Source organism: Actinomadura opuntiae (assembly GCF_030283205.1).
In the GTDB taxonomy this organism is placed as follows: Bacteria; Actinomycetota; Actinomycetes; order Streptosporangiales; family Streptosporangiaceae; genus Spirillospora.
Genome location: NZ_JASNWF010000027.1, coordinates 62,701 through 87,866 on the forward strand (window position 1 = coordinate 62,701; position 25,166 = coordinate 87,866).

The following is a 25,166-nucleotide window of genomic DNA, read 5'->3' on the forward strand; positions in this document are numbered from 1 at the left end:
CTATGGGCGTTCGAGACTTCGTCCAAGCTATCCGAGGCTGCACATACCGGTCCGTCCATGGAAGCTCATGGCTCGGTTGAAGATCTCATGGGTGACGGCTGGGATGGCGGGGCCGGCAGGACATCGAGGAAATCGGGTGGTGGTGTGCCTACGCCCTGACTCGAGGTCAGGGGAGTGGCAGACAAGATGCGCCGAGACAGTGGGCTGGGTGCGGGTGAGGGCGCCTGTCGTGAATCCCGTTCGATGGCGGAGATCCCGTCGCTCGGGCACCGTCGGTCCCTGACGTGCGTATTCAAACTAGAATTACTCATCAAGGTGACGGTGAGTGATGTCGTCTGCGACAGTACTTCCGCCTGTAAGCGGCTACTGTGGGGTTATGGAGAAAAAGCAACTACACCCTGACTAGAGCGCGGGCGATGGTGTAATGTTTTCACGCCTCCCAGATGTCTTGGACGGAACATGACGCATATTGTCGCCGACCTTGAAGCGTTCGAGCTTGCCGAAGCGCAGTTCAAGAAGGCGCTCGAAGCGTATGAGGAGATCCTTGAGCGCCTGGACCACGACCTTCGCGGATCGCTGGCGGAGTGGGCCGGGGACGCGCGTACCACGTACAACGCCGCGCACCAGGAGTGGGCAAGGAGCGCCAAGCTCATGTCCCGTGCGATAGCTGACTTCCACAGGGCGCTCCAGCGTGCGCATCGCAACTTCCGGGCCGCGCATGAGGCGCACCTACGGATGTGGCACGCGTCATGACGAAGATAGATGTGTCCCCCGCGGAGGCTGCGGCCGCAGCCCAGACCTTCGCCAAGGGCCAGACCGATCTCGGCGACATCTGGATGAAGCTGTATCTCGCGCTCAACTCATGCGGTGGCATGGCCGGGAACGACAAGCCGGCGCATACGTTTACTGGCAAGTACGACCCGGGCCTCAAAGCAGCCTGGAATTCTTTCGGTACGGCCGTCACGGTCCTGGGCGGCGTCGCAGTCGGCCTCAACCGCTCGGTGAACAACTACCTCAAGGCGGACCATCATTCGGCCATGCAGCGCAAGGGCATGCCGCACCACTACTCCCTGCCCCGCATAGCCTCCACCATGTCGATGGCGTCCCCTGCTCCGGCGCTCGGAGCGGGGGATTCGCTGCTTCCCGGGTTCCTGGCCAAATACTGGCCCAACGGCCACCAGGACAAGCTTCATGGCGCCGCTCGCGCCTGGCGCGTGGCAGCTGATGAGATCGAGAGTCTCGCCCGCAGGCTGGGGTCGACCATCTACAACATCACCGACACGGGGACCAAGGACTCGAAGGCGATATCCGACTATTGGGCGAAGGTCTACGCTCCCTGCAACGACCGGACCGTTCTCGCGGGCTTGTCGGAGCTGTGTCGCATATTGGGCAGCGCCTGCGACAACTTCGCGCAGGTCATCGATCACGCTCATTCCAACGTCGAACGGAAGCTGGCCGAAGCCGGCATCGTCATAGGGCTGACCAGCCTCATTGCCGGTGGGCTCACGATCTTCACCGGCGGAGCCTCCGATGCCGGGGGCGCCGTCCTCGACGCAGCCGAAGCCGAAGCGATCCTCGGTCCGATCGAGGCCGAGACGGCCGCCGCGACAAGCGACGTTGCCACATCGATCTCGGAAGAACTGGTGGACGTGGTGGAGACGACCGCCGCGGAGACCCCCACCATCGAGTCGGTCGAGGCGGAGACGAGCGAACTCCAGGAGGCCGTTGAAGGGGAGCTGGCAGCCGAGGCGGACACCCCGTACAGCGGTAGGATGCTCAAGGTCAGTAAACCCGATCCGAACGCGGACCGGCTGGCCGAACGCATCGGTGGCGAATCGCGCGTCAGGTTCGAAAACGATCCTGCGGGCCGAGAATTCGACGCGGTCAGCAACAAGTACATCGCTCAGGACAAGCCTGCCGATTTTCAGGTCAACAAGAACTTTCGAAATCAGGCGAAGGCCACCTTCGAGGCCGCTAAGGGGACCGGGCGCGAAGTGTACTATCACTTCGATGGCCCTCCGCGACCGGGTGTCCTTGAGAAGCTGAATGAGTATGCCACGCGGTACGGTGTTGAATTGACAGTGGACACGAATCCCTACTGACGGAGGTCAGGTGTTCGAATATCACGGATGGGTGACCATACAGAGTTCCGCCGGAGACGAGGACGACGAAGACGTCGTCGGTGCTCACAACACGGTCAGCGCGGTGGTGCGGGAGTCGGGCCTCGGAACCGGATCCGTCGAGTTGCGCATGGTGAACGGCATGAGTCAGTTGCGCGTCAGCGGGTTCGCGAACCATCGCGCGGGCGAGGGCCAAGAAATAATCGAGCTGTTCGGGCGCATCGGCAAGCTCGCCCCCGGCTCGTACGGCCTCCTCTACTTCCGTGACGACGAGGACCGTGACGGGAAGGCCAACGAGTTCCAGGTCCTCGTCATGAAGCGCGGCACTGTTTCCCAGAACTCGGACCCGTTCCTCTCGCCGTGCGTTCCGGAGATCGAAGACGCCGATTGAGATCGCCGGTGGTGGGAGAGCGCTCCCTACTTTTCCGGGTCTCGGCTGTCGCCGTTGCTGTGGGGCTCGCGACCGCCGGGACGATGGCGTACGGGATGCCGTCAAACGCTGGACGGGCCGCTCGCCGAAAGCAACGGCCGCCCCCACGCCGTTAAGGGCTCCGACCCGCGCCTCACCCTCCGAGCGGGCCGCCGGCGACCTGCAACTGCACCTCCCTGCGTCCATGCCCCGGGTGCGGTACATGACCAGGATCGACTCCAACCCCTACTTCCTGCATTTTGCCCTCGCCATTCCCCGCTCGGGCGTCGCGAAGTTCGTCGCCGACAACGACCTGCAGCGCCTCCGCTGGAAACAGAGTGTCACGCTCGAAGTGCGCAATCTCCAGACGGTGGCCGGCGACCTCGGGCGCAGCCTGCCCGAAGGACCCACGACCAACGTGTGGACGAACGACGAGCACGACCCGCACAGCCGCGTCATCGTCGAGGTCTACTTGAACAGCCAGACCTGCCAGGTGATCGGAACCTTCGCGGACTACGCGTAGCCCGGTCGGGCGGGTACCGCCGGCACCACGCCTCTCAGTTCTCCTTGGCCATGAGTTGCACGCGGGCGATGATCTCCTTCAACTTGGCCGGCGGAGGCGTCTCCGTCCGCCGGGTCGCCTGGAAGTAGGTGTGCTCGCTCTTGCCGTCCGTGCCATGGCCGTCCGCGATGAGCTGCTTCTTCGTGGTCTCCCAGTCCTGCCACTCGTTCTTGAGGAAGTCCTCGAGCCTGTCGCGGAATACGGCGTACCTGGCCGCGACCGTCGTCTCGGGCCAGTCCTCCTCGTCCCCGCCGAGCAAGGACAGGAGTTTGCGGTTGAGGCGCGTTCCGTTGACGACCCGGTTGGCGCGCTTGTCCTCGGTGTCGTCGGCCTGGCTCTCCGCGTTGTGCCTGTCGCCGTCGAAGACCACGTAGGTCGGGATGCCGAGCGTGGTGAGGATCGCGTACGGCAGCCGGAGGTTCTGTTTTCCCTCCCCGCTCACCACCATGATCCCGTTGGTGTTCAGCGGGTCTTCACGGAAGCCGCAGCCTTCGAGAACGCCCTTGTCCGTGACGCCCTCCACCAGGACGACCGCGCGGGCGAACATGGCCTCCGGCATGTCCGTCAGGTAGGCCCGAGCGATCTGGCGAGCGAGGTCCGCGTCGCTGATCCGCATCCCGAGCACGTCCTTGACGGCCTGCTGCGTGGTGGAGTGGACGCGGACGGACGGGGCGCCGTCCTCCTGCGTACGGGTCATGCGGCGGATCTGGTGAAAGCCGTCCGTCTCCAGGAAGTACGGGCTGTGCGTGGCATACGAGATCTGGATGCCGCGCTCCTGCTCGGCGGCGAGCCTCCGGAGCACCGACGCGAACGTCCTGGCCTGGACGGGATGCTGGAACAGCTCCGGCTCCTCGATCGCCAGGAACACCGTCCGGCTCGCCTCGGCCGCCTTCCGCTCCGCCAGTACCCGCAGCGCCGTGATGAGCACCGCGCGCTGGAAACCATGGCCCTGCTGGTCGACACGGGTGCTGGCCGTGCCGTCCTCGACCGAGACCTGGAACAGGGGCTGCGGCACCCGCAGTTCCGGGATGTGCGAGCTGACGCGCAGCCTGCGGCCCCGGGTGAACTGCTCCACCTCGCGGGTCAGCTCGTCCGAGAGCTCGTCCAGCTGCGCCTCGAAGTGCTCGGCGTGGATCTTGCCGCGATCGTCGTTGAACACCGCCTGGAGATCGAGCAGATCCCGCTCGGCCTGGGTGCGGTCGACGGCCTGGTCCATGATCCGGCCGATGATCGACCCCTTCGCGTCGCGGCCCTCCTCGACCGCCCGCAGGTCCGCGCTGACGAAGACGTAGTCGAACAGCCCGGTCATCTTCGCCTGACCGGCGAAGCCGAAGAAATGGGTGTCGGCGGGAAGCTCCGTCGCTTCGAGTTCGTCCCGGTGGTCGTCCTCCCACGCGGACAACGCCTCCTCGACGGCCTTGGCGCTTCCGGCGGCCGGAAGGCCGAGTTCGGGACGCGCCTCGCACAGAGCCTTGTACCTCCTGCGCTGCTCCATGGCGCCCGTGGCCCGCCGGATCTCATCGAACGGCGGGTACGCCAAGGCATGTCCCGACAGCTTGTCGGTCCCGTCCTCCCAGCGTCGCCAGAGCCGGACGGTCTCGGCACTGCCGGCCGCGTACTTGCCCAGGTGGGCCCGGTCCAGGTCGGTGAGGTCGCCGAACTCGACCTCCACGCTGATCTGCCTGTCCTCGGCTCCCGCCCACACGTCCTCCTCCGTGAGCGTCTGCGCCGTCCCGTTGAAGAACCAGTCCAGCGCCCGCAGGACCGCCGACTTGCCCACGCCGTTCGGCCCGATGAACGTCGTGATGCCGTCGAAGCGGATGTCCACGTCCCGCAGACACCGATAGTTCTTGATCGCCACCCGTTGGATCCGCACCCATGAACCTCACCGTTCACACCCGTCCCACCGCAACCGAAATTCGCTGACTGGCCGGACCGTGCCGATGTCAGGAACCTGCGGAACGAACGAGGCGCCTCGGACGTCTCGGCGTAACCGGCCGGTAGGCGAGCGGCTCCGCGCGCGGCGGGCTCCTGCCCGTCCGGCATACGATGCTCGCGGAGGAGGCCCCTTCCCTGGCGCTCTCGACATAATGGTTGACCGTCTTGGACAGCTCGTCTTACCCCTGGGCCGGACAACGCTATCGTTGCCATTGTCGTTCTGGAGTAGGTTGACGGGCCGGGTGGAGCTGTCCATGTCTGTGATCAAGGCGGAGTTCGCGACGTTCACTGATGCTGAACGCGCCTTCCGCGAAGCGCTGCGCCAGTACGAGCGGATCCTGCAAACTCTCAGCGCTGACTTGACAAAGTCCCTCGCCGAATGGGATGGCGACGCCAGGAGCACCTACAACGCGGCGCACGAGCGGTGGGAACGGGGCGCTCGCGAAATGCATGAAGAGCTGACGCGACTGCATGGCGCCATTGTGCGGGCACATCGGAACTTCCGCAGTTCCAGCAGCACCAACGTGCGGATGTGGTCGGCTTGAGCAAGGTCCTGATCGACACGGCCCTGGTCCAGGAGGCGGCCGGACGCGTCGCCGCCTCGCAGAACGGGATCGGAGTCGTCTGGGAGAACCTCGGCGGGGCGCTGGCGACCACGCATGGCATGGCGGGCAACCCGGGCAAGGATCGAGCGGCCGCCAGGTTCGTCGCCGCCTACAAGCCCGCGGTCGAGGCCGCATGGCGCGGATTCGCCGCCCTGCACCGATCCGTCGGTGACATGTCGCGCGGGCTGACCCAGACGGCCCGCAACCACATCAAGGCCGATCGCAGCTCCGTCATCAACGGCCGTTTCTCCATGGTTCCCCAGCAGCAAGGATCCTTTCTGGACCAGATGCTGCACGGTAAGGTCTCCGGCCCGCTGAACGTGGCGCCGCCTCCGCCGGCGGCCGGCCCCGGCAAGTCACCGCCCAAATCGCTGCTGGAGAGCCTCACCGGCATCAGCTTCGACCCTTTCGACATCTCCGAGTTCTGGCCCACGGCGGATCCCTTCGCTCTCGAGGTGGCCGCCCGCGCCTGGCAGACCGCTCACAACACGCTCAGCGGAGCGCAGGGCCCGCTCGCGGCCGAGGTCGAGAAGGTCGCCGGACACAGCGACGCGCCCGACATAGCGGCGTTCGGCGACTACTGGAAGCGGCTGGACGGCCGTCCGGCCTCCCTGCTCGAGGCCCTGCCCCAACTCTGTGCGGGTATGGCGCGGGCTTGCGACAAGTACGCCGGCGCCGTCCAAGCCGCCCAGGTGCAGCTGAACGACGCCGCACCGAACCCCGTCGCGGCACTCGTCGAGACCGCCACGATCCGCGCGGCCATGGCGGCGGCTGCGGGCAGGCTCCTCCAGAGCGTCTCCGTGATCGCCACCGGGGCTCTCGCCGAACACCTCGTCACTTCGGTCACCACGGGTGCCGCCAACGCCCCGAACCTGCGGATCCTCGAAGCCGAGACGGAGCACCCGAACGGCGTCTACGAACCCAGCGGAAAGCACAAGCCCACGAACACCAGGGCGCGCCGCGGCGGCGAGAACTCGAAGGAGCCTGAGGACGGCCAATCCGCGCTGGACGATTCCGTGCAAGTCAAAGACACCTCTCCGCGCAGGGTCGGATACGATGAGGAAAGCGGAGAGATAGTGGTGCTGGATCAGACCAGCGATGGGGTATTCCATGGCCATGTCAGGTCGTGGGAGGGGCTCGACCAGGCCATGCGCAACGCACTCGTCAAATCGGGTATGTTCAACCGCCGCGGCAAATACATTGGGAGGCAATAGGTGCGCTACGAGAGCCTTGAGCCGATTGAGCGCGAAGCGGTCGAGTCTGCATTGAGAGAAGGCGATGTCCGCACCATCGTCGCGGGCATCGATTACCTGTCGAACTCGGAACAGGACCGGGAATCGGTGCTGGATCTGCTGATGCGATGCATCGGACACGCGGCGCCGGAGGTCCGCGGGGCCGCGGCCCGAGGCATGGGCAACCTGGTCCGCCTTCATCCGGACATGCCGATCGACGACATCGTCGCCGCCCTGCGAGAGCGACTGGCGGACGCTGAGATCGCGCCCTACGTCGAAGACGCCCTCGCCGACGTCGAGACGGCACATCGAAGGAGCGTCGGCGATCCGCGCGGTGAGCTCGTCGACAGCGTGCAGAAGATCGCGGACGGGAGAGTCGGCGACCTGACGGAGACACTGGTGCCGCTGGGGCCGCGGTTGGAGGCGGAGTTGGCATCGCCTGTCTCGGACGTCTTCCGCAATCAACGCGAGAAGGCCGAGGTGGCGAACCTCCTCTCGGCCCTGGACGCCGTCCTGGACGCGAGCCCTCCCGGCGCCACCGATATCGAGGTGTTGCGGGACCCGGGCTGGAGCCGCGTTGTCGATGCAGCCAAGAGCGCGCTTGCGGAACTCAGCCGCCCGTCGTGACCGCATCGGTGCGGTGCCGGCGCGGGCGGCGGGCCGTCACGACGGGAACAACGAAGCAACGAGAGGGCGGAGCCGGACCGACATCTCGGCCGGTATCTCGCCGGGCCCGCACCAGCGCGCCTCGAGGATCTCCGCCGGATCGAGTTCGATCCGCCCGCCCGTGACGCGGGCTTCGTAGTACGCCTCCACACGGTGCCTGAAACCACTGGCGAGCCGGAGCGGAGGCCCGTCGACCCGCACCTCCAGCGAGGTCTCCTCCCGGATCTCGCGGGCCACGCCGTCCTCCAGCCGCTCGCCCGCGTTCACGTACCCGCCCGGCAGCCCCCACGCACGGTACTCCGGCCAGAGCCGGTGCCGCAGCAGCAGGATCCGGCCCTCCTCATCCCGGACGACCCCCGCCGCGTAAACCAGGAAGGTCTGGTGCCGCAGCCGGGTGAGCCGCCACTGCGCGCGGCCGCCCAACCGCTTCCACACGCCGGCGAGCAGCCGGTGCGCCCCGCCCCGGAGGCGCCACGCGCCCGGCGGGATCGTCGTCTTCACGAGATCAAAGCCCATTCCTGGTCGTCGGTGCCGAACACCGCGTCTGAAATCGGGGGTTACAGGCCGATATTAGTGGCGCGATGCCATCGGAACTCCCGCACGTTCCATTCCCGTGAATCGTGCTCCCGTGCGTGCGGGATCTGAACGTTCACGGCCTGGGCGTGCAAATGCGCGGACGGGCGCCGATAACGCGTGCACGCCTCGCCACCTGCTGTGACGATGAACGCCGTACAACCGGTGAACACTTCCAGTGAGGTGCACGATGTTCCCCGCCATTCCCCTCTTCCCCACGGCGCCCGACGTGCAGCGCTGGCGGCGGCCGTTCCCCGGCACGCCCGACCAGGCCGCGGCCGTCCGCCGCTTCACCAGCATGCTCCTGGCAGGCTGCCCAGTGCTCGACGACATCCTGCTCACCGTCGACGAGCTGGTCGTCAACGCGCTGCGCCACACCAAGTCCGGGCGGCCCGGCGGCGCCTTCACAGTGGAGATCGCTCACTGGGACGGCGCGGTCACCGTCGCCGTCACCGACGAGGGCGCGGCATGCGAACCGACCGTCACCGAGGCCGCCGACGACGCCGAATCCGGGCGCGGCCTGCGCACCGTGTCGCTGATCGCCACCGGCTGGGGCTGGTTCGGCAACGACCGCTCCCGCACCGTCGCGGCGCTCTTCGCGCCCGCCGCCGACTCCCTGTGCGAGGCCGCGTGAACGCCCAGGACCTGCGCCAGTGGACGATCTCCCGGGTGCGGGCCGCGATGACCGCCGCCATGCGCGCCGATCCGCACGCCATCGACGCACTCGCCGCAAGGAACGCCGGCGGCCTCGATCCGTACAGCCTGTCGTTCCTGCGGTCCGCGCGGACGCTGACGCTCGCGACGTCCGCGGCGCTCACCACCGTCATCGCCGCGCACCGGCACGGACACGACCCCCACGACCGGGTGGTCTGCCTGGCCTGCGGTGCCGACCGCTGCCGGACGGTCCACGCCGTCTCCGACGTCCTGGCCGCCTACGGCCTCCAGGTGCAACCGGTCGACCGCCCGGAAGCTTGGCGCCGGGCCGACGCCTGGTACACCGAGGCCGCCGGCCATCCCGTCCTGCTGTTCATCGAACCCTTCGACCGAGGCTTCATCGCCCGCCCCGCCACCCCGCCGCCCGGCGTCCCCGACCGCGTCCTCATCGTCGATCGTGACACCGGCGCCCTGGTCCTGTGGCCCGCCTACGACACCGCCACCCTCGCCTCCCAATACCGCGCCTACAAGAACGGCACGTTATGACGTTCGGCGAATCCGCAATCTCCCATTCCAAAAGCGACCCACCAGGCACTTCTCCGTACCCATCGGTGCCGGCCCGGTTCGGGCGCCGCACATTGCGGAGACGGCCCTCTTCGTGATCCGGTAGCGTTCCGGCCGTCATCGCACACCCGGTGTCAGGATCCTTGACCGTTGCCGGCGAGAAGAGCGGGGAGGCCCTTGCGGCGCGAGCAGAAGCGAATGGCCGATGTGCTGCGGTACTGGCGGGCGATCGAGCTCTTCGACCCGCAGACCATCCCGCGCGTGACCCGTCCCGGTGCGCGCCGGAAATCCGGCCGGGAACTGGTACAGGAGATCGAGGCCGTCCCCGGAAGGCCGCTGTCGCCGTTGCCCTGGGAGCCCGGCCACCCGATCCACGGTGAGCCGCCGGAGTCCGGCAGGTACGGAGCGTCCTGGCGGCACACCGTCTTCGGAGGTGTGTTCCCCGTCTCCGCCGTCCATGATGCGCTCGCCGAACGCTTCGGCAGCGGCTCAGAGGAACAGGACTATGGTGGACGGCGAAAGTCCGGCGACACGGCGCTGTTCGCGTTCACCGTGGACGAGCGCGGCTGCCTGTTGGAAGGCACCGTGGTCCTCAACGCGTGCGCCTGGGCCACCGGCCGGATCTTCGATCCCGGCCCCGGCGCGCCAGGCTGGCTGGACGGATTCGAGAAGGTCGGCTTGGACTGCGAGCAGGCGGTGGACCTTCTCACCCGCCGTCACATCCCCTACACGCTTCCGCTTCCGCCGTCCGCCGGGAGCGCGGCCGCGGCGGGGCAGGATCCAACCGGCCGGAGCACGGCCGGCTGGCGCAGAGTGGTCAGGGAGATCCTCGGATCCAGCGCCGAGGGCGCGGTGCTCGCCCTGATCGGCGGGCTCGCCGCCGGACCGCTTGGCGCGGTCGGCGCCGGGCTGGCCGGCGGCGCCGTCAAACCGCTCCTGCGCAGGCTCAATCCTCCCGACGCCGGCGGGGACGGAAGGCGGGCGGCTGAGTCCGAGGACGCGGAACACGCCGGCGGACCAGACCCGGAACGACCGGCGGACGGACCGCCCGCCGAGTCCGATGGCGCATCCGACGAGGACGCGCCCGGCGACGCGCGCCCCGTCCAGTTGCCCGACCTGGTGGCGTTCGCCGCGCACGTGGCGCACGTGTGCGGGGTGCCGGACCTGGTCGGGGTCGATCGGCTCAAGATCCGGGTGGAGAGCAGGCCTGTCGCGCGCAAGAAGGACGGGTCACTGCCGGAACCCGAACCGGCGTTCCTCAACAGCCTCTTCCCTCCGGATCTGGAGAGGGTCGCCTCGGACAGTGCCGGGTACGGGTCTGCGCTGGCCGCTTACCTGCGCGATCCCGCGCTGATCGACGCGCGGGATCGATGTGACGTGCGCACCGATCCGGCCATCGCGCTCGTCGGCACCGAGCCCCTCTCTACGCCCGCGGGCAGGTGGCCCGCGCCCGTCGAGCATCCGCTGGCGCTCAGCCAGCAGTTCGCGGTGAACACGATCGTCACCGAGCTGATGGACGGCTCCGGCATCTTCTCGGTGAACGGGCCGCCTGGCACGGGGAAGTCCACGCTGCTGCGCGACCTCATCGCCGCGATCGTCGTCGAGCGCGCGACCGAGCTGGCGAGGCTTCCGCGGCCGCAGGCGGCATTCCGCGGCACGCGCACCTGGGCGGTCGACGGCCGTATCCACACCGTCCACCTGCCGGTGCCCGCCGTGACCGGCTTCGAGATCGTGGTGGCGTCCTCCAACAACGGTGCGGTGGAGAACATCACCGCCGAACTGCCATCGCTGGACGCCATCGGCGAGGAGTGGCGGCCGGAAGCCTCCTACTTCGTCGACCAGGCATCCGCGCTCCTCGGAGGCGCACCCGCCTGGGGAGCGGTCGCCGCCCCGCTCGGGAACCAGGCAAAACGCAACGAGTTCGCACAGCGGTTCTGGTGGGGAGGCAGATCCGGTACCGGCATGCAGCGGCTACTGCAGAACCTGGAGCAGGACGGCGCACTCCACGATCCTCCCGCCGCCGAACGGTTCCCCGAGGGCCACACCGGCGACGCTCCCGCACCCGTACCGCCTGGCACCGCCCCCACACCGACCGGTTGGCAGGACGCGGTCCGCCGCTTCCAGGCGGCACTGGAACACGAAGCCGAACTGAGGCGGGACCGCCAGGAAGCGTTCCACGCCCTTACCGTCCTTGCCGCCTCACCATGGCAGGAGACCGCCGCCGAGGCCGACCGGCTCGAACAGCAGTGGCTCCGGGAACAGCGGCAGTACCAGCATGCGGACATGCTCACCGGTACGGCCGCAGCGGCGATGCAGCAGGTAGAGGCGGCGCTGGCAGCACACGCACAGGTACGACCGGGCGGGCTGCGCGCCCGGTTCGGCAGCGCCCGGCAGATGTGGGACGAGGTTGAGCAGCGGCTCAGGGGCGACTACTCCCAGCGGCATGCCGAGTGGCGCGGGGCCTACAACGCCGCCCAGGACGCCGCGGCGCGCGTCTCAGCGGCCAGGGCGGCCGCTGAAAGGGCCCGGCGGGAAGCGCAGAGACTGAAGGAAGAAGAGGAGGGCGCACGGGACTGGGTGGCGTACGCGCGGGAGCAATGGTCCGACTGGTTCCCCGGTGACCTGGACGAATGGGCCGAGCGGAGCGAGGAGGACCGCGAGAAGTCGGCGCCGTGGGCGGACCCGGACTGGATGCGCGCCAGAACCCGAGTGTTCCTCGCCGCCCTCGACCTGCACCGTGCGTTCACGGCCGGGGCAGCCGGCACGATCCGCCGCAACCTCCTGCACCTGACGAGGACGCTGAAACGCGAACCCGGCGCCCCGCCGCCGGACGCGGAACTGGCCGCCTGGCAGACCCTCTTCCTCGTCATGCCGGTCGTCTCCACCACGTTCGCCTCATGCGGGCGGCTGCTGGAGTCGCTCGGATCCGAGACGCTGGGCTGGGTGCTCATCGACGAAGCGGGCCAGGCGACCCCGCAGGCGGCCGCCGGAGCGCTGTGGCGAGCACGCCGGGCGGTGGTGGTCGGCGATCCCCTCCAGTTGGAGCCGGTCATCCAGGTGCCCGAGGCAGTCCAGGAACTGCTGCGCGTCTGCTACGAGGTGGCACCCGAATGGCTTCCGGCACGCGGCTCCGCCCAAGCCCTCGCCGACCGGGTCAACCGCTGGGGGACGAACGTCCCCACCCGCCGACCGGACGGGGAGCCGGCACCGGTCTGGGTCGGCGCGCCGCTGCGGGTCCACCGCCGTTGCGAGAAGCCCATGTTCTCCGTCAGCAACGGGATCGCCTATGGCGGGCTGATGGTGTACGGGACGCATGAGGCCCCGTTCCCCGGCGAGGACCAAGACCCCTACCCGGGCAGTTGCTGGGTGGACGTGACGAGCGACGACGCCGAGGGCAACTGGGTGCCCGCCGAGGGGTTGGCCCTGGCGCGGATGCTGACCAAACTCCACCGCGAGGCCGGCGTCGACCTCGACCGCATCCGCGTGCTGAGCCCCTTCCGCAACGTGGTCGCCGGCTGCCGCCGGACCGTGCGAGACCTGGACTGGACCCACGTCCCACCGCCCGGTGCGGTCGACTACCGCGCGCAGACCGGCGAGTTCATCGACAAGTGCATCGGTACCGTCCACACCATGCAGGGGAAGGAGGCGGACGTGGTGTTCCTGGTGCTCGGCACCCATGCGCGCCGCGGCGGCGGAGCCCGGAAATGGGCCGCGGAGACCCCCAACCTGTTGAACGTCGCCGTCAGCAGGGCCAAACGCCGGCTGTTCGTGATCGGAGACCACGACCAGTGGCGGGACCTGCCCTATTTCGAGACCCTCGCCGACGCCCTCCCGCGCCGCCCCTGGCCGCCGTCCGGGATATGACGCGGAGTCCGGAGATCCAGGTTTCGCGCACCGGGTGGCAGGCGGGATACTTGGGCGAACGTTTCGCGAGTTGAGAGAGCCGATGACGAAGCTGCTACGCGATCTGATCGACATCCCCGAGCGGGTGCACTCCGGGGACCTGGTGCTGAAGCTGACCGCCGGGATCGCCGATCACCATACGGTGACGGAGTACGTCGTGACGCCGCAGCTCGCAGAGTCGTTCGACCGGGCGCTGGGCATCGTGCAGTCGGCCGTGGAGACCGGCACGTCGCACGCCGCGTACATCGACGGATCGTTCGGCTCCGGTAAGAGCCACTTCATGGCGATGCTGCACGCGCTGGTCAAGCACGACCCGGACGCGCGCAGCAAGGAACTGCTGCGCCCGGTCGTCGACAAGCACGACACCTGGCTGACCGGCCGCAAGATCCTCCTGGTGCCCTACCACCTGAGCGGCTCGGCGACCCTCGCCTCGGCCGTACTCGGCGACTACGTCAAGCACGTCGCGGAACTGCATCCGGACGCCTCGCCCGCACCGGTGTACCGCGACGACCTGCTTCTGGAGAACGCCAAGCAGTTGCGGGCGTCGATGGGAGACGAGGCGTTCCTGGCCGGCCTGCCGTCCAAGCAGGACGACAAGTGGGGCACCTCGAAGGGCTGGACCGCCGACACGCTCGACGCCGCGATGGACGCGCCGCACGGCGACCCGAAGCGCCAGAACCTCGTCGCCGATCTGCTCGCCACGCACCTGCGGGCCTACCGGCAGGCCGTCGCCGGGGACGCGGGCGCCTTCGTCCCGCTCGACGAGGGCTTGGCGATCATCAGCCGGCACGCCAAGGAGGTCCTCGGCTACGACGCCCTCATCCTGCTGCTGGACGAGCTGGTGCTGTGGCTCAACACCCACCTCGCCAAGCCCGACTTCGTCGCCGAGCAGGCCAGCATGGTCGCCAAGCTCGTCGAGGCGGCGGACTGGCGGCGGCCCGCGCCGATCATCAGCTTCGTGCCCCGGCAGCGCGACCTGCGCGAACTCGTCGGGCGCGACGTCGCCGGAGCGCAGCAGACCTCGCTGTTCGACACGCTCAAGCACTGGGACGGGCGCTTCGACTTCATCAAGCTCGCCGACGCGAACCTGCCCGAGATCGTCCGGCAGCGGCTGCTGAAGCCGAAGGACCAGGCGGCCAAGGCCGAGATCGAGGCCGGGTTCGAACGGATCACCCGTGCGCAGGCGCAGGTCTGGGAGGCGCTGCTGGACTCCCAGGGCGGCGGCACCGACCAGGCCGCGTTCCGGTCGGTCTACCCGTTCAGCCCGGCGTTCCTGCACACGATGGTCGACATCTCCAGCGCGCTGCAGCGCGAGCGCACCGCCCTGAAGCTGATGCTGCAGCTGCTCGTCGACCACCGCGACACGCTGCCCGCCGGGCAGCTCGTCCCGCTCGGCGCGATCTTCGACGTGCTGCTGACCGGCGGCGTCGACCCGTTCAGCGACAAGCTCCGGTCGGAGTTCGACCAGGCGAAGAACTTCTACCTGGAGCGGCTGCGGCCCTGGCTGCTGGCCCGGCACCGGCTGGACGAGGAGAAGGCCGCCGCGCTGCCGCCCGCGCACGCCTTCCGCGGCGACGACCTGGTCGTCAAGACGCTGATGCTCAAGGCGCTGGTGCCGAACGTCCCGGCGCTGAAGACCCTCAACCCCGGCCGGCTCGCCGCGCTCAACCACGGCTGGATCCCCTCGATGCTGCCCGGCCGGCAGGGCGAGGTCGTCCACAAGACGCTGCGCGACCTCGCCAGCGAGTTCGGCGAGATCCGGCTGCACGGCGAGGGCAACCCCACCGTGGACGTCGCGCTGATCGGCGTCGACACCAAGAGCATCCTGGAGCAGGTCCGCAACGTCGACGACGACGCTGCCAAGCGGCGCCTGCTCAAAGAGATCCTCTGGGAGGAGCTGAAGGCCGGCGACATCGATCCGTTCGCCAGCCGCCGTACCGTCACCTGGCGAGGCACCTCCCGCGTCGTCGAGCTGGTCTTCGCCAACGTCGCCGACCCCCGGACGTCCGCCGAGGTGTTCGCGGCCGAGGAGCCGGGCGCGCTGCGGGTCATCGTCGACTACCCGTTCGACGACGTCTACGGTCCCGCGGAGGACCGCAACCGCGTCGAGGAACTGCGGGCCGACCCGCGCCGCGCCAACCTGACCACGCTGTGCTGGCTGCCGTCGTTCCTGTCCGCCGACCGCCTCTCCGACCTCGGCGAGCTGGTCGTCATCAAGCACATCCTCGAACGCGACAGGCTGCGCGAGCAGACCCCGCTGCTGACCGAGGAGGACCGCTACCACGCCCGGACCCAGCTGGAGAGCCGCTGCAACGCGCTCGACACCAGGCTCCGGGACGTCCTGAAGAAGGCGTACGGGCTGGCCGCCCACGACGACGCCGACATCGGCCAGCAGATCGACCAGCACATCATGGGCATGGACGCCGCCGTCGACATCCGCCCGCCCGCCGCCCTCGGCTTCGACGCGGCGCTGGAGCACATCTGCGGCAAGCTCCTCGACCACCGCTACCCCAAGCACCCGAACTTCGCGCCGACCGGCAAGCAGACCCCGTACCGGCTGAAGGACCTGCAGACCGCGCTCGCCGCCATCGAGCAGGCGATGGAGAACGACGTCCGCCGGTACGAGCCGCCGACCGCCGACATCCCGACCATCCGGCGCATCGTCAACCCGCTCGACCTCGGCGCGATGGGCGAGGCCGCGCTCGTCCTCAACGACAACTGGCCGATGGCGCTCGACCGGCGCGCCGCTGCGGCGGGAGCGGGGGCCGGAGACGTTACCGTCGCCCAGGTGCGCGGCTGGATCGAGGAAGAACAGCCCGGCCTGCCGGCCGACGTGGCGAACGTGGTGGTCTGCGCGTACGCGCTGATGCGCGCACGCGCGTGGGTGCGCGGCGGCCGTGTCGTCCCGCAGCCGGATGTGAAGAACATCCCTGGCGACTACGTGCTGCGGCCCCAGGAGCTGCCGTCAGCCGAGGAGTTCGAGGTGGCCGACCGGCGCGCCCACGAGCTGTTCCAGGTGGGCCGGCAGCAGGTGCGCAGCCCCCGCTCGGTGCACGCACTCGCCGACCATCTGCGCCGCGCCGCCGGGCCGCTGCTCCCGGACACCGAGGCCCTCGTCATTGAACTCGACCGGCACGCCGAACTCCTCGGCCTGGGCGACGACGACCGCACGACCGCCGCCCGCACGGCCCAGCGGCTCATCGAGGACCTCGTCGGCAAGGAGGACACGCCGCTGCTGCGCTCGCTCGCCGGCTTCGCCCTCGGTGACGTCCAGCCGACCGCGCTCGGCGTCACCCTGCGCGAGGCCCGCTCCGTGTCCGAGGCGCTGGCCAAGGCCGACTGGCAGGTGCTGGACCGGCTCACCACGCTGGTCGAGGGCGGAGGAGACAAGGCCGAGCGGGCCGCTCTCATCATGGACCGGCTGCGCGCGGTGGCCCGTCGCGACGAGCAGGCGGCGCCCCTCGCCTCCGCGCTCGCCGAGGCGCGGCAGAGCACCCTCGATCTCATCATCGTGGACCCCGGCCCCGACCCGGTACCGCCGCCCCCGCCGCCGGACCCGGCCCGGGTCACGGGACAGGCGCAGGTGCTCGCCGAAGGACTCGACGGGGTCGTCGAGCAGATCCGCACCGCCATGGCCGAGCGCCCGGGCGCGGAGTTCGAGATCACCTGGCGGAGCCTCCCGTGACCGTCACACCGGCCCGCCGCGCCGCGCCGGTCGCCACCCCGGGAATCGTCAGCGCCGAGGTCAGGCGCGCCCTGCGCCGCTCGCCCGGCGGCGGAACGCTCTTCCTGCGCGCCGCCCCGGAATGGCGCGGGCCCGGCGTCCTGCACATCGACGGTGCCAGCGCCCAGGTGGCACCGTGCGCCACGCTGCTCGCCATCCTCGACGCGGTGTCCACCCGGACGACGGACTACCTGGTGGTGCTGTCGCCCTTCGAGCGGCGCGAACTCGGCGACACCCTGCTCGCACACGCGATCGGGCACGACATCATCGCCGTCAACCGCTGGGACCTGGTGCGGCACGCGTTCGGCGCCAAGCAGCTCGACGCGCGGCTCACCGCCCCGCAGAACGCCTGGCTGTCGGACGCGCTGCTGGAGGCGCAACCGGACGGCGGCTGGCCCAAGATCAAGGGCGCGCTCCTCGACCTCGACACCGCGCTCGGCGAGGTCGCCTCCGCCCGGCTCGGCCTCGACGGCACGGGCGACGCGGCCGGGTTGCTGGAGTGGTCCGAGGAGCTCACCGCCGTCGCCCGCTTCACCGCGCTCGCGGAGCAGGAGCAGCAGGGCATCGCCGAATGGCTCGGCCGCAGCATGGGGCCCGTCGCTCACGTCCTGTTCCGGCTCGTCAGGGCCGGCCACGCCGCGGACGCCGTCGCCGTCGGGCTGATCGTCGGAATCCTGTTCGGCACCGGGACGAAGGAACGGCGGCATACGGTCCTCGCCGCGCGGGTCCGCGCGGAGCGGCTCTTCGGCGGAGCCCTTCCGGAGATCCCGGCGCTGACGGCGTTCGCCGAGGCGTCGGAGTCCTTGCTCCTGCGCCGCATCGAAGCCGACGGCGCACGGGCCGAGCCGATCCTCGAACGGGCGCAGCGGCTCCTGGACGAACTCCAGGTCGGTGACCTGGCCGATACCAGCAGAATCCTGGAGGCCGGCTACCTCCTGCGCCTGCGCACCCTGGTCGCCGCGGTCGACGACGCCGTCCCCGTCCCGCGGCCGTCCGACGTGGCGGCGGTCGACGAGGCGCTGGCCCAACTCACCGCTCACCACCTGCACGACGTCCGTCCCGAGACGGGAATGGCCGTCATGGCGGCACGGCTCGTCCGGTGGCTGGCCCAGGACCCGGAACCATCCGGGTCCCTGCGCGAGCACGTCGACCGGCATGTCCGGGAACTGGCCTGGGCCGACCGTGCCGTGACCCGCATCCGCTATGGCGGCCACGACGGCTACCGGAAACTCCTCGATGCCGTCCGCGCGCGGCGTGACGTCTTCGACAAGGCGTTCGCCGAACGGCTGGCCGCCTGGAGCAGCGTCGCCGGCACCGCAGGCGAACTCGTCCTCGTGGAGAGCCTGCTGGCCGCGATCGCCCGGCCGGTGACCGCCGAGATCGCGCCGCTGATCGTCATCGTGGACGGGATGACCGCCGCGATCGCCGGCGAAGTCGCCGCCGAACTCGCCGCCGGCGGCCGGTGGACCGAGATCGGCCGGCACGCGCAGGGCCGCGAAGGCGCGCTCGCCACCGTCCCGTCCATCACCGCCTTCTCCCGCACGAGCCTGCTGTGCGGCGACCTCGCAGCCGGGCAGCAGGCCGACGAACAGCGCGGCTTCCGCGACTTCTGGACGACCCGCCGGTCCGCGCTCTTCCACAAGGCCGACGTCAGGGACGGGCTCAGCGACGACGTCACGGCGGCGATCGCCGACCGGGCCACCGTCGTCGCCGTGGTCCTCAACGCCGTCGACGACAGCCTCGACAAGGGGCGCGCTGACGGCGGCGCCGACTGGCACGCGAGCGGAATCGCCGGGCTCCCGCGGCTCATGCGCGAGGCGTGGAACGCGGGGCGCCCGGTCGTCATCACCTCCGACCACGGTCACGTCCTCGACCGCGGCGAAGCCGTCAGCACCGTCAAGGCCGAGGCCGCGCGCTACCGGACCGGCCGGCCGGGGGAGGGCGAGGTCGAGATCTCGGGGCCGCGCGTGCTGGCCTCTGAAGGCACCGTCGTGGTTCCGTGGAACGAGCGCATCCGGTACAACGCGCGCAAGGAGGGCTACCACGGCGGGGTCTCCCTGGCGGAGATGGTCGTCCCGATCGTGGTGCTCGTCCCGTCGGACCACCTCATGCCGGACGGCTGGGAGAAATACAGCCAGGCCATGCACGAGCCGGTCTGGTGGACGCCGTTCTCCGCTCCCGCACCGGACCCGGAATCGCGCAAGGTCGCAGCGCCCAGAACGGTCAGGCCGCGCGCCGAGGAACCTCTCTTCGACGTTCCCGCGCCGGATTCGGCGCCGGGCCGGGAACAGGCCGGCGGCATCGGCGCCCGAGTCGTCGCCTCCGAGTTGTTCGCGGCGCAGCGCGATCTCGCCCGCACCTCCATCGACGACCGCGGGCTCATCGCGCTGATCGACGCACTGGTCGCGAGTGGCGGAAAGCTGCCGATCGCGGTCGCCGCCCAGCGCGCCGGCCAGCTCCCCGCACGCATGCACGGGTACGTTTCCACAGTGGTCCGGCTCCTCAACGTCGACGGCTACCAGGTGCTCGCCGTCACCGACGGCGGCCGCACCGTCGCCCTCGACGTTCCGCTGCTGCGCGAGCAGTTCCTCGGGGGCGGCTGATGGCGGCGCCGGTCAGCGCGGCCCGCCGCCGCGAGGTCGTGGACGCGTTGCGTCGCGGAACCGTCCCGCAGGCGGGTCTCGACCTGTTCGCCGTCGGCCTCGGCCGGTTCGAGACCGCGATCGACGACGAACTGGCCTCGGTCGTCTCCGGCGGCGCCGTGTTCAAGGCGATCCGCGGCGAGTACGGCTCGGGCAAGACCTTCTTCGCCCGCTGGCTGGCCGAACGCGCCAAACGGCGCGGTATGGCCGCCACCGAGATCCAGATCTCCGAGACCGAGACCCCCTTGCACCGGCTGGAGACCGTCTACCGGCGGCTCGTCGAACGCCTCTCCACCGCGTCCTACCAGCCCAGCGCGCTCCGCGACGTCGTGGAAGCCTGGTTCTTCACGCTGGAGGAGGAGGTCCTCGCGGCAGGGACCGTGCCTCTCGGCCCCGACGGTCAGCCCGACCTGGACGTGCTCGCCGAAGGCGTCGACGAACTGATGGAACGGCGCCTCGCCGACGTCGCCCGCACCACCCCCGCCTTCGCCGCCGCCCTGCGCGGATACCGGCGGGCGCGGCTCGCGGACGACCACGCCACCGCCGAAGCGCTGCTCGCCTGGGTGGGCGGCCAGCCGAACGTCGCGGCGAGCGCCAAGCGCGCCGCCGGAATCCGCGGCGACCTCGACCACTTCGGCGCGCTCGGATTCCTGCAGGGCCTGCTCACCGTGCTGCGCGACTGCGGCCATCCAGGGCTGCTTGTCGTCCTTGACGAGATCGAGACCCTGCAGCGGGTCCGCTCCGACGTCCGGGAGAAGGCGCTCAACGCGCTGCGCCAGCTCATCGACGAGATCGACAACGGCCGCTTTCCCGGCCTGTTCCTCGTCATCACCGGCACACCCGCCTTCTTCGACGGCCAGCAGGGCGCCCAGCGGCTGCCGCCGCTGGCGCAGCGGCTGGCCACCGACTTCTCCACCGACCCGCGCTTCGACTCACCGCGCGCCATCCAGCTCCGGCTCATGGGCTTCGACCTCCCCAAACTCGTCGAACTCGGGACCAGCGTCCGTGAGCTCTTCCGAGCCGGCGCGCGGCGCCCCGACCGGGTCGCCGCGCTCGTCGACGACGGCTACGTCACCGACCTCGCCAAGGCCGTCAGCGGCGGGCTCGGCGGCCAGGTGGGCGTCGCCCCGCGCGTCTTCCTGCGCAAGCTGGTCGCCGACGTGCTCGACCGCGTCGACTACGTCGAAGGCTTCGACCCCCGGCGCGACTACCACCTCACACTGACCTCGTCAGAGCTGAGCGAGGTCGAACGCAACGCCGCCGCCTCCACCGTGCGGGCCGCCACCGCCGACGAGGTGGAGCTCGACCTGTGATGGACGGCCTGCATCCGTCCCTGCGGCACCACATCGTGAACGTGTTGGGCTGGACGTCGCTGCGCCCCCTCCAGGAATCGGCGGTCGGGCCGGTTCTCGACGGTTCGGACGCGCTGCTGCTCGCCCCCACCGCCGGAGGAAAGACCGAAGCGGCGATGTTCCCGCTCCTGTCGGCGATGGCCGAGAAGGACTGGACAGGCCTGTCGATCCTGTACGTCTGCCCGTTGAAGGCGCTGCTCAACAATCTCCTGCCGCGCCTGGAGACCTACGCCGCATGGCTCGGGCGTCGGGTGGCGCTGTGGCACGGCGACGTCTCCCAGCCGCGACGGCAGCGGATCCTCGCCGACCCCCCGGACATCCTGCTGACCACCCCCGAGTCGCTCGAGTCGATGCTCGTCAGCGTCAAGGTCGACCACGCGAACCTGTTCCGCGGGCTCCGCGCCGTCGTGGTCGACGAGATCCACGCCTTCGCCGGCGACGACCGCGGCTGGCACCTGCTCTGCGTCCTCGAACGCCTCACCCGCGTCGCCGGACGGCCCATCCAGCGGATCGGCCTGTCCGCCACCGTCGGCAACCCCCGCGACCTGCTGACCTGGCTCCAAGGGGCGGCGGCCGGGCGGCGCGCGGGATCGGTCGTCGCGCCGGAAGCCGGGATGTCCGCCGAGCCGTTCGTCGAACTCGACCACGTCGGCTCCGTCGAGAACGCGGCCAAGGTGATCTCCGCGCTGCATCGGGGCGAGAAGCGCCTGGTCTTCTGCGATTCGCGGCGCCTGGTCGAACAGCTCGGCGCCGCGCTGCGCGCCCTAGGCGTCACCACGTTCCTGTCCCATGCGTCCCTGTCCCTGGACGAGCGCCGCCGCGCCGAAGAGGCGTTCGCCGACGCGCGGGACTGCGTCATCGTTGCCACGTCAACTCTCGAACTCGGTGTCGACGTGGGCGACCTCGACCGTGTCATCCAGGTCAACGCGCCGCCCACCGTCGCCTCGTTCCTGCAGCGCCTCGGCCGCACCGGACGGCGCGCCGGGGCGAGCCGCAACTGCCTGTTCCTCGCGATCGGCCGCGAGGACGTCCTCGCCACCGCCGCACTGCTCCTCCAGTGGAGCCGGGGCTTCGTCGAACCTGTCATCGCCCCGCCCGAACCGCGCCACATCGTCGCCCAGCAACTCCTCGCTCTCTGCCTGCAGGAGAACCAGGTCGGCGAGAAATTGTGGAGCGAATGGTGGGGCGACCTCGCGCCCTTCGGAGCGGCCGCTCCGATCGCACGCCATCTCGTAGAGGAGGGATACCTCGACTCCGACAACGGCATGCTGTTCATCGGCCCGGAGGCCGAGAAACGGTTCGGCCGCATCCATTTCCGCGACCTCACCGCCGTCTTCACCGCCGCCCCGCAGTTCACGGTGCTGAGCGGCCGCACCGAAGTCGGCCGGACCGATCCCATGCTGCTGACCGAGCGTGTCACCGGTCCCCGGCTGCTCCTCCTCGGCGGCTACAGCTGGCGCGTCACCTGGATCGACTGGAAACGGCGCCGCTGTCACGTCGAACCCGCCGAAGGCGGCGGCAAGGCGGGCTGGATCGGGACCGGTACCGGGACCGTCTCCTTCGAACTCGCTCGCGCCGCCCGGGACGTCCTGCTCGGAGAAGACCCGCCCGTCGCCCTGACCCGCCGCGCCCGAGCCGCGCTGGGACGCGTTCGCGATGAGCTGGACTTCGCCGTCCACCCCGGCGGCACGGTCATCTGCCGCAGCCCGTCCGGGGATCTGCGCTGGTGGACATGGGCCGGCGACCGCGCCAACGCGACTCTGAAGGCGACCCTCGGAGAGCTCGCCGACCCCACCCAGCGGGTCGGCGAGAGCCACCTGCGGTTGCGCGACGACCTGCGCCCCGAGAGTTGGCGCAAGGTCGCCGCCTCACTCGCGGACCACCTTGTGCTCCCCGAGGTCGACGACCGTGCGCTGCACGGGCTGAAGTTCTCTGCTGCGCTGCCCCGCCACCTCGCAGAAGCAACCCTCTCCGAACGGCTCGCCGACCTTGAGCATGCCGCGCTCGCGCTCACCGAGCCCCACCGGTTTTCCACCCTGGTGTGATCTTCGTGCGCCGCCGGCCTACCGGGGAGCGGCTCCGCTCAGGGGGTGGGGATCAGTTTCCTGAGGAACTCCCGGGTCTCCGCGTCCACCGCGTAGAGGACGATTCCGTGGAGGCCGCGGGTGAGAAGCACCTTGTAGATGTTGCGGACGAGTTGGTCGAACTTGTCGTCAGTGAGGGTTCTGGGCGACGCCTTGCCGAGTGCGGGGTCCTGGTTGCCGGACCGTTCGGTGACGAACCTGCCATTCCTCGCCACGAGATCGGGACCGATGATGACGCCTGCCCAGTCGAACTCCAGCCCCTGCGCAGTGTAGATGCAGCCGATCTGGCCGAAGCCGCCCTTCGCGGTGCCCCACAATTGCTTGGGAGGCGCTTCTCCGACGCGGGCCGTTGATTTCGCATTCCACGGGCGTGCCCAGTCCCCGATGCGGACGTCGGGGACGAGGGTCTTGTCGCTCTGCGCCTCGCTCCACGGCCAGCAGAAACCGGCGGTCATCCTCGCCGACCAGCCCTCCGCCATTCTCGCTCGGAGGAAGTCCTCCATTTCCATGGGGGAGTCCGCCAGGTGGACGGCGAAGCTCGGGTCGCCGGGCCAGGGCTCGGGGAGTTCGTCCTTGTTCCACTCGCCCTCCTCGTCTCCGAGCCCGAGGAGCCCGCGGACCCACCGGTCGTACTCGTCGCTTCCGCCGCAGCGCCACTGGCCGCTCAGGGTGACGTGCTGGAACGGGACCGAGAGTCCCTGGGCGATCGACTTGATCGCGGTCAGGGTCCCGAGTTCCTCGGGGGCGACGGTCTGGTTCTCGTCCAGGAGGAAGACGGGGACGCGCGCGGCGTTGATCATCGATTCGATCTGCGGCCTGTCGCTCCGCTTCCGCGGGTCGTAGCGGCTGAAGGACTTGCTGCGCGACCGGTGCGCCTCGTCGACGATCAGCACGTCGATGTCGTTCTGCGCCGCCTGCGCGTAGTCGAGGGTGAAGGTGAAGAGCTTCGCCTGGTCGCGCCCCTTGGCGACGTGGGCGCGGAGCGTGTGGGTGAAGGCGCTCGATCCCGTCGCGTGCCGTACCCGGCGGCCCTGGCGGATCAGCGTCGCGAGCAGTTCCAGGGCGATGGCGCTCTTGCCGCTTCCGGGGCCGCCCGAGATGACGACGACCCGCTTGGAGTTCGCGCGGAAGGCCGTGTCGACGGCGTGCAGGACGGTCCGGTAGGCGTCGATCTGACGGTCGAGGAGGTTGAAGCCGGTGCGGCCCTTCAGCGCCTCGCGCGCCTGCTCGAGCAGGTCGCGGCGGGGTTCGATGCGGCTGGTGAGGAGGCGGTCGGCGGCCTTCGCCCCCGATGCGGCCTCGAAGCGGCCCCGGAGGAAGCGGAGCAGGTCGCCGCGGTCCGACTGGGTGAAGATGCCGATCTTCTTCTCGTCCGCGAGCCCGATCAGCTTGTCGGCCTCGTGTCCGGGCATGTTGTGGAGGTAGACGATTCCGCGAACCGAGTCCGGGTGGTCCTTGACCGCCGAGCAGAAGGCCGCGATCTGGTCGCAATAGCCGCTCACCTGCAGAGCGGGGTGCTCCTTCGGCTTGTATTTAGGGTCCCACACGACCCGGTTCTCGTTGTTCTCGAAGAAGTCGACCCGGCTCCACTGCTTGAGTTCGACGACGATGAAGAGGTCGCCGCCGGTATATCTGTCGACGCCGGCCAGGACGACGTCCGCCTGGGAACTGGGCTTGTGCGGCATGGGGTATTCGACCAGCATCTCGACTTGACCGAGCCCGGCATCGACGACGTCTCCGGCCAGAGCGCTCAGGCTGTTGCGCCACGCACGTTTCTGCGCCGGGGTGGCCTTGCGCCCCGGCCCCCTGAGGAGGGCTGTCGCGAGGCGGTCATCGAACGCCTTGCCGGCTGCCGATTCCGGGTTGTTGAGAGCCTTGAACAGGCTGTCGGCGGATGAACGGTATGCCGGTTCCAGTGGTGACGTCACGGATCTCCCCGCGTCTTCAGCAGTACGTGCGGCAGTGTCGTCTGCGCGAATGAGAGGATGTCAGATTCTCTGTCGGGATGTCGATATAACGCCGGATATGTTGCCGAAAACGTGAATCTCCGGACTGCTGTCGCGGGCAGGAGGTGGGGGCCGGGATGTGGCAGATCTGTGCTCGATACCGTCGACATGCGACTGATCTGTCGCCGCAAC

17 protein-coding genes are annotated in these 25,166 nt (G+C 69.6%); 14 read left to right on the plus strand and 3 right to left on the minus strand.

Annotated elements, in window-relative coordinates:
* Positions 1 to 459: 459 nt before the first annotated feature.
* The 4 genes from QP089_RS41570 (at position 460) to QP089_RS41585 (ending at position 3,052) form a co-directional block, all read left to right on the plus strand.
* Entirely contained in the window at positions 460 to 753 is a 294-nt protein-coding gene (locus QP089_RS41570) for a WXG100 family type VII secretion target (protein WP_285919876.1), read from the plus strand.
* Positions 750 to 2,102, plus strand: coding sequence for a restriction endonuclease fold toxin (locus tag QP089_RS41575; protein WP_285919878.1), 1,353 nt, complete (start codon positions 750 to 752; stop codon positions 2,100 to 2,102). The genes QP089_RS41570 and QP089_RS41575 overlap by 4 nt, the downstream gene beginning before the upstream one ends.
* Before the next feature lie 10 nt (positions 2,103 to 2,112).
* Positions 2,113 to 2,511, plus strand: coding sequence for an Imm7 family immunity protein (locus QP089_RS41580; RefSeq protein ID WP_285919879.1), 399 nt, complete (start codon positions 2,113 to 2,115; stop codon positions 2,509 to 2,511).
* 241 nt (positions 2,512 to 2,752) lie between these two features.
* Positions 2,753 to 3,052: a hypothetical protein gene (locus QP089_RS41585; protein WP_285919881.1), complete on the plus strand. Its 300-nt coding sequence runs from the start codon at positions 2,753 to 2,755 to the stop codon at positions 3,050 to 3,052.
* Positions 3,053 to 3,086: 34 nt separating this feature from the next.
* Here QP089_RS41585 and QP089_RS41590 read toward each other — a convergent pair whose 3' ends face one another.
* The gene (locus QP089_RS41590) at positions 3,087 to 4,967 is read right to left on the minus strand and encodes an AAA family ATPase (protein WP_285919883.1); all 1,881 of its coding nucleotides are present in this window, start codon (positions 4,965 to 4,967) and stop codon (positions 3,087 to 3,089) included.
* Positions 4,968 to 5,283: 316 nt separating this feature from the next.
* Between QP089_RS41590 and QP089_RS41595 the strand changes: the two genes are divergently transcribed.
* Genes QP089_RS41595 through QP089_RS41605 form a run of 3 tightly spaced genes read left to right on the plus strand, consistent with a single transcriptional unit; the run spans position 5,284 to position 7,493 of the window.
* The gene (locus QP089_RS41595) at positions 5,284 to 5,574 is read left to right on the plus strand and encodes a WXG100 family type VII secretion target (RefSeq protein WP_285919886.1); all 291 of its coding nucleotides are present in this window, start codon (positions 5,284 to 5,286) and stop codon (positions 5,572 to 5,574) included.
* Complete coding sequence (locus QP089_RS41600) at positions 5,571 to 6,848, plus strand: WXG100-like domain-containing protein (protein ID WP_285919887.1); 1,278 nt, start codon at positions 5,571 to 5,573, stop codon at positions 6,846 to 6,848. The genes QP089_RS41595 and QP089_RS41600 overlap by 4 nt, the downstream gene beginning before the upstream one ends.
* Positions 6,849 to 7,493: an SCO4402 family protein gene (locus tag QP089_RS41605; RefSeq protein WP_285919889.1), complete on the plus strand. Its 645-nt coding sequence runs from the start codon at positions 6,849 to 6,851 to the stop codon at positions 7,491 to 7,493. It abuts the gene before it with no gap.
* A gap of 36 nt (positions 7,494 to 7,529) precedes the next feature.
* Here the strand turns inward: QP089_RS41605 and QP089_RS41610 are convergent, their stop codons facing one another.
* Positions 7,530 to 8,033: an NUDIX hydrolase gene (locus tag QP089_RS41610; protein WP_285919891.1), complete on the minus strand. Its 504-nt coding sequence runs from the start codon at positions 8,031 to 8,033 to the stop codon at positions 7,530 to 7,532.
* 262 nt (positions 8,034 to 8,295) lie between these two features.
* On the opposite strand from QP089_RS41610, the gene QP089_RS41615 reads away from it, so the two are divergent.
* The 7 genes from QP089_RS41615 (at position 8,296) to QP089_RS41645 (ending at position 22,989) form a co-directional block, all read left to right on the plus strand.
* Entirely contained in the window at positions 8,296 to 8,739 is a 444-nt protein-coding gene (locus QP089_RS41615) for an ATP-binding protein (RefSeq protein ID WP_285919893.1), read from the plus strand.
* Positions 8,736 to 9,305 carry an SUKH-4 family immunity protein gene (locus QP089_RS41620; protein ID WP_285919895.1) on the plus strand — a complete coding sequence of 190 codons (570 nt, stop codon included), beginning with the start codon at positions 8,736 to 8,738 and terminating at the stop codon, positions 9,303 to 9,305. The genes QP089_RS41615 and QP089_RS41620 overlap by 4 nt, the downstream gene beginning before the upstream one ends.
* Positions 9,306 to 9,521: 216 nt before the next feature.
* The gene (locus tag QP089_RS41625; protein ID WP_285919897.1) at positions 9,522 to 13,187 is read left to right on the plus strand and encodes a DEAD/DEAH box helicase; all 3,666 of its coding nucleotides are present in this window, start codon (positions 9,522 to 9,524) and stop codon (positions 13,185 to 13,187) included.
* Positions 13,188 to 13,269: 82 nt separating this feature from the next.
* The gene (locus tag QP089_RS41630; RefSeq protein ID WP_285919899.1) at positions 13,270 to 16,911 is read left to right on the plus strand and encodes a DUF6079 family protein; all 3,642 of its coding nucleotides are present in this window, start codon (positions 13,270 to 13,272) and stop codon (positions 16,909 to 16,911) included.
* Positions 16,908 to 19,553, plus strand: a complete 2,646-nt coding sequence (gene pglZ / locus QP089_RS41635; protein ID WP_285919901.1) for a BREX-2 system phosphatase PglZ — start codon at positions 16,908 to 16,910, stop codon at positions 19,551 to 19,553. The genes QP089_RS41630 and pglZ overlap by 4 nt, the downstream gene beginning before the upstream one ends.
* Complete coding sequence (gene brxD, locus QP089_RS41640) at positions 19,553 to 20,905, plus strand: BREX system ATP-binding protein BrxD (RefSeq protein WP_285919903.1); 1,353 nt, start codon at positions 19,553 to 19,555, stop codon at positions 20,903 to 20,905. Before pglZ ends, brxD begins: the two co-directional genes overlap by 1 nt.
* On the plus strand, positions 20,905 to 22,989 hold the full coding sequence (locus QP089_RS41645) for a DEAD/DEAH box helicase (RefSeq protein ID WP_285919904.1): 2,085 nt from the start codon (positions 20,905 to 20,907) through the stop codon (positions 22,987 to 22,989). Before brxD ends, QP089_RS41645 begins: the two co-directional genes overlap by 1 nt.
* A 38-nt stretch (positions 22,990 to 23,027) precedes the next feature.
* On the opposite strand, the gene QP089_RS41650 is transcribed toward QP089_RS41645, so the two are convergent.
* Positions 23,028 to 24,956, minus strand: coding sequence for a DNA/RNA helicase domain-containing protein (locus QP089_RS41650; RefSeq protein WP_285919906.1), 1,929 nt, complete (start codon positions 24,954 to 24,956; stop codon positions 23,028 to 23,030).
* Positions 24,957 to 25,166: the final 210 nt, after the last annotated feature.